Annotated in this window: 5 protein-coding genes; 3 read left to right on the forward strand and 2 right to left on the reverse strand. The window is 76.4% G+C overall.

The features are described 5' to 3' along the window. Window positions 1-102: 102 nt before the first annotated feature. The gene (locus ABZS66_RS60705; protein WP_354773950.1) at window positions 103-1,086 is read right to left on the reverse strand and encodes a BadF/BadG/BcrA/BcrD ATPase family protein; all 984 of its coding nucleotides are present in this window, start codon (window positions 1,084-1,086) and stop codon (window positions 103-105) included. 53 nt (window positions 1,087-1,139) lie between these two features. On the opposite strand from ABZS66_RS60705, the gene ABZS66_RS60710 reads away from it, so the two are divergent. Next, window positions 1,140-2,045 (forward strand): MurR/RpiR family transcriptional regulator, encoded by a 906-nt coding sequence (locus ABZS66_RS60710; RefSeq protein ID WP_354773952.1) that lies wholly within the window; start codon window positions 1,140-1,142, stop codon window positions 2,043-2,045. Next, complete coding sequence (gene murQ / locus ABZS66_RS60715) at window positions 2,042-2,929, forward strand: N-acetylmuramic acid 6-phosphate etherase (RefSeq protein ID WP_354773954.1); 888 nt, start codon at window positions 2,042-2,044, stop codon at window positions 2,927-2,929. Before ABZS66_RS60710 ends, murQ begins: the two co-directional genes overlap by 4 nt. Here the strand turns inward: murQ and ABZS66_RS60720 are convergent. After that, window positions 2,926-3,219, reverse strand: a complete 294-nt coding sequence (locus ABZS66_RS60720) for an STAS domain-containing protein (protein ID WP_354773956.1) — start codon at window positions 3,217-3,219, stop codon at window positions 2,926-2,928. The genes murQ and ABZS66_RS60720 overlap by 4 nt on opposite strands. 243 nt (window positions 3,220-3,462) lie before the next feature. Here ABZS66_RS60720 and ABZS66_RS60725 point away from each other — a divergent pair. Further along, the coding region (locus ABZS66_RS60725) for a hypothetical protein (RefSeq protein WP_354773958.1) at window positions 3,463-4,460 on the forward strand (998 nt) is incomplete at its 3' end.

The following is a 4,460-nucleotide window of genomic DNA, read 5'->3' on the forward strand; positions in this document are numbered from 1 at the left end:
CCCGCGGAAGTCCGGCTACCGGTGTTGTAACCGGGCTTTCGCGGGGTGGCGCCAGGCGGAATCTGGGCCCGCCGCAGCCCGGGCTCAGTTATGAAACAGGCCTTAGCTCGGCTGCCCCGTGAGGCGGGCGTGGATGTCCTCGGGGATCGGGGCACCCGTCAGGCCGGCGATCGCCAGGGCCGCCGCCCCGGCCGCACCGTCGCGGGCCTCCCCCGGGTCGGCCGCGAACCGCTCCCGGACGCCCGTCCGCACCAGCTCGCCGACCGGGCCCCCCGTCAGCAGCACCGATCCGGCGAGCACGACCGCACCGGACCCGCCTGCCGGGAGGTGCCTCGACGCCGCGTCCAGGGACTCCAGGAGCCGGTCCGCAGCCGAGGCGACGATCCCCCGCGCCACCGCGTCCCCGTCCAGCGCCGCCGCCCCGACCAGGGGTGCGAGGCGGCCGAGGGCGGCGGGTGGCTCCCGGTACGCCGACCGCAGCACCGCCCCGATCACGGCCGTCCCGTCCTCCGCAGGGTCCTCGGCCCCGAGGCCGGCCAGGACCGGCGCCGTCAGGGCCGTCGGCGCGCCGCGGCCGTCCACCGCGCGCAGCACCGCCCGGACCGCCTCGCGGCCCAGCCAGACCGCGGAGCCGTCGTCGCCCAGCAGCCAGCCGTAGCCGTCGCAGCGGGCGTGCAGCGCGCCGGACCGGAACGCCACCGCGGCCGCGCCCGTGCCGGACAGCAGCAGCAGGCCGGACGGGGACGGGGTGCCGGCCGCGTACGCGACCTCGAGGTCCGTCACCACCCGCATCACCGACGGGTCCACGCCGAGGGAAGCCCACTGCGCCGCGCCCCGGGAGCCGGCCGTACCGTCCGCCACCGCGCCCGAGCGGCCGACCACGCCGGCCACGACGCGCGACGGGTCCAGGCCGGACAGCGCCGCACGCACCGCGGCGACCAGCGCGGTGGCCGACGAAGGGCCGCTGGACTGGGCGTTCGCGCCCCCGGCCGAGCCGCGGGCGACCACCGAGCCGTCCAGCGACGCTGCCACGCAGCGGGTCGTGGTGCCGCCGGCGTCGACGCCGATGACCAGCGGTACTGGCATCGCCACACCGTACTCCATTGACGAAAAGGTCTGGGAAACGGAAACTTTCCCACATGAACGTCGACGAGAGCGGCGGCGCCCCCTCCACGGCGGTGCGCATCCGCGGGTTGCTGCCCTCGCTGTCGCCGGCCGAGCAGCGCGTGGGGCGGCTCATCGCCGACGAGGCGGCGACCGCGGCGCAGCTCACCATCACCGAGCTCGCCCGCAGGGCCGAGACGTCCGAGACGACGGTCGTGCGGTTCTGCCGGGCGATCGGCTTCTCCGGCTACCCGGAGCTGCGGCTGACCCTCGCCGCGGAGGCCGGCCGGGCGCAGGACGACGGCGAGCGCGGCGAGGCGCCGGGCAGCGACATCAGCCCGACGGACCCCCTCGGTACCGTCGTGAAGACCATCGCCTTCGCGGACGCCAGGGCCGTCGAGGACACCGCCGCCCAGCTCGACCTCGACACGCTGCAGCAGGTGATCGACGCGGTCGCCGGGGCCCGGCGCATCGACATCTACGGCGTCGGGGCCAGCGCGTTCGTCGCCCGCGACTTCCAGATGAAGCTGCACCGGGTCGGCCTGGTCGCCTACGCCTGGTCCGACCTGCACCTGGCGCTGACGAGTGCGGCGCTGCTCGACGAGCGGGACGTGGCGATCGGGATCTCGCACACCGGCACGACGATCGACACCATCGAGGCGTTCGCCGAGGCGGGGCGGCGCGGTGCCCGTACCGTCGCGCTCACCAACTTCCCCAAGTCACCGATCACGCGCATCGCCGACCTCACGCTCACCACCGCGGCGCGGGAGACGACCTTCCGGTCGGGTGCGATGGCGAGCCGGCTGGCGCAGCTCACCGTCGTCGACTGCGTGTTCGTCGGCGTCGCCCAGAAGACCTACGGACAGACCAAGTCGGCTGTGGAGAAGACCCGCGAGGCGGTCCGCAGCCGGCGCGTGCGACCGGAACGAGGCCACTGGTGACGATTGCCCCCACAGAGGCCCGCAACCCCGGCACCCTGGAGATCGACCGCCTGCCGACCCTCGACATCCTGCGCCTGGTCAACGCCGAGGACGCGACCGTGGCGCCGGCGGTGGCGGCGGTGCTCCCGGACCTCGCGCGGGCCGTCGACCTGGCCGTCGCGGCACTGGAACAGGGGCGCCGGCTGCACTACTTCGGCGCCGGCAGCTCGGGGCGGATGGCGGTGCTCGACGCGAGCGAGCTGCGCCCGACGTACGGCGTGGCGCCCGGCGTCGTCGTCGCCCACCTCGCCGGCGGCGAACGGGCCCTGGTCGACGCGGTCGAGGCGGCCGAGGACGACGACGACGCGGGCGCCGCCGCGGCCGGCGACCTCGCGGCCGGCGACGTGGCGTTCGGGGTGACGGCCAGCGGCGGCACGCCGTTCGTGGCCGGTGCGCTGCGGGCGGCCCGGCTGCGCGGCGCGCACACGGTGCTGCTGTCGGCGAACCCGGCCGCGCCGGTCGCCGCGCACGCCGACATCCACCTGGCGGTCGACACCGGGCCGGAGGTGGTGACCGGCTCGACCCGGATGAAGGCCGGCACGGCGCAGAAGCTGGTGCTCAACGCGATGTCGACGGCGGTGATGGTGCGGCTCGGTCGCACCTACTCGAACCTGATGACCGACATGCTGGCCACGAACGCGAAGCTGCGGGTACGGCAGGTGCGCATGCTGGTGCAGGCGACCGGCGCGCCGGCGGAGGCGTGCCAGGCGGCGCTGTCGGCGGCGGGCGGCGAGGCGAAGGTGGCGCTGCTCACGCTGCTCTCCCCCGCCGACGTGGAGCAGGCCCGCAAGGCCCTCAGGGCGGCCGGCGGCGTGGTGCACCGGGCGCTGCGCGAAGTCGGCTAGACCGGCGGGAGCAGGGCCAGGAGGCGCTCGACCGGCGGGGCGACCGCCACGAGCACGACGTCGACGCCCGCGCGGCGGGCACCGTGGACGACCTCCATGCCGGCCGACGAGAAGTACGTCACGCCGGACAGGTCCAGCTCGACCCGGCGGACGACCCGGTCGGTGCGCAGGAACGCCGCCAGCCGGGGCGCGGTGGCCGCGTCGACGTCGCCCGCGACCGTCACCCGGAGGGTTCCGCCACGCTGCGTGATCGTCACGCCGAAGTCAACACCGGCAAGGAGCGCATTCACACAACACACAGTAGCGACCATGGTCGCCGCCGAGCACCGGACGATCAGCCGATCCCATCGGCTGCCCGGTCAGGACGGCCGGTCGACCCGGCGTGGCCCACAGTACGGATCCGACCGGCCGGCGGGATGACGGCCACGCCGACGCGGCGGTGTGGGTGGTGCCGGGGTGAGCCGTCGGGTGATTCGGCGAATCACCCGTGAATGCTGACTCGGTGACCGAGGATCGTCAATACGGTCACCCTCATGACCTCCGCCTACGACACGATGGACGCCCGCCCGATCCCGCTCGACCCCCGTCGCGAGCCCATCCTGGTCCGCCCGTACGTCTCCGCGCTGGACGACCCCAGGCCCGTGGACCGCACGGACTGGCCGCTCCACGGCGGCAGGCCGGCCCCGGTCACCACGGGGACGCCGGGCAAGGCGAGGCGGCGGCCGGGCGCCACGATCCCGGCGGAGCTGCGGGACCGCACGTCGAGGAGCAGCCGACCGGCCCGAGAGGGGCAGACGGGCCGGGGTGAGGAGCTCGGGCAGGTGGTCCCCCTGGCCCGCCCGGCGGACGTGCCGCAGGCAAGGGTGGCGGAGGACGCGGTCGAGGCCCGCGGCGGCCGCCGCCGCGCCGTCGTGGCGGACGACGTCATGGCGGCGCACGGCGGGCCGACGCGCGCCGACAAGGTGCTCGACCCGCGGTACACGAGCGTCGGGCAGGACGTGGTGGAGACGCGCGGCGGGCGGAGGCACGCCGCGACGGCGGGCGGCGGCGTGCGGGCGGTCCGGCCCTCGACGCCGATCGGTACGCCCGCCGAGCCGGACTCGGTCACGCGAGTGGCCGAGGACATGCCGGACCCCCGATCGGCGCGGCCCGCCCGGCCCTCGCGGGCCGCGGCGACCGGTGGGGACCGGCGCACGGGGCAGGCCCGGGCGGCGCAGCGCGGCGCCGCCCGGGCCGTGCCTGTGGACGACAGCGCGAACGACTCGGCCGAGGCGCGGGCGCAGCGGCGCGCGGCCGCCTGGGAGATCTGGGACGAGGAGACCGGGGCGCACCGGCGGGCCGCCGGCCGGGGCATGTCGCGGGCGGAAAAGCAGACCGTCGGGCGAGGCATGACGCGGGCGGAAAAGCAGACCGTCGGGCGGGGCATGACGCGGGGCATGACGCAGGGCGAGGCGCGGGCGGAGCGGCAGGCGACCGCGCGGGCCATGACACGGGGAATGACGCGGCGCGAGGCGCGGGCGGCGGCGCGGGC

The organism is Dactylosporangium sp. NPDC005572 (genome assembly GCF_040605515.1).
Taxonomy (GTDB): Bacteria; Actinomycetota; Actinomycetes; order Mycobacteriales; family Micromonosporaceae; genus Dactylosporangium.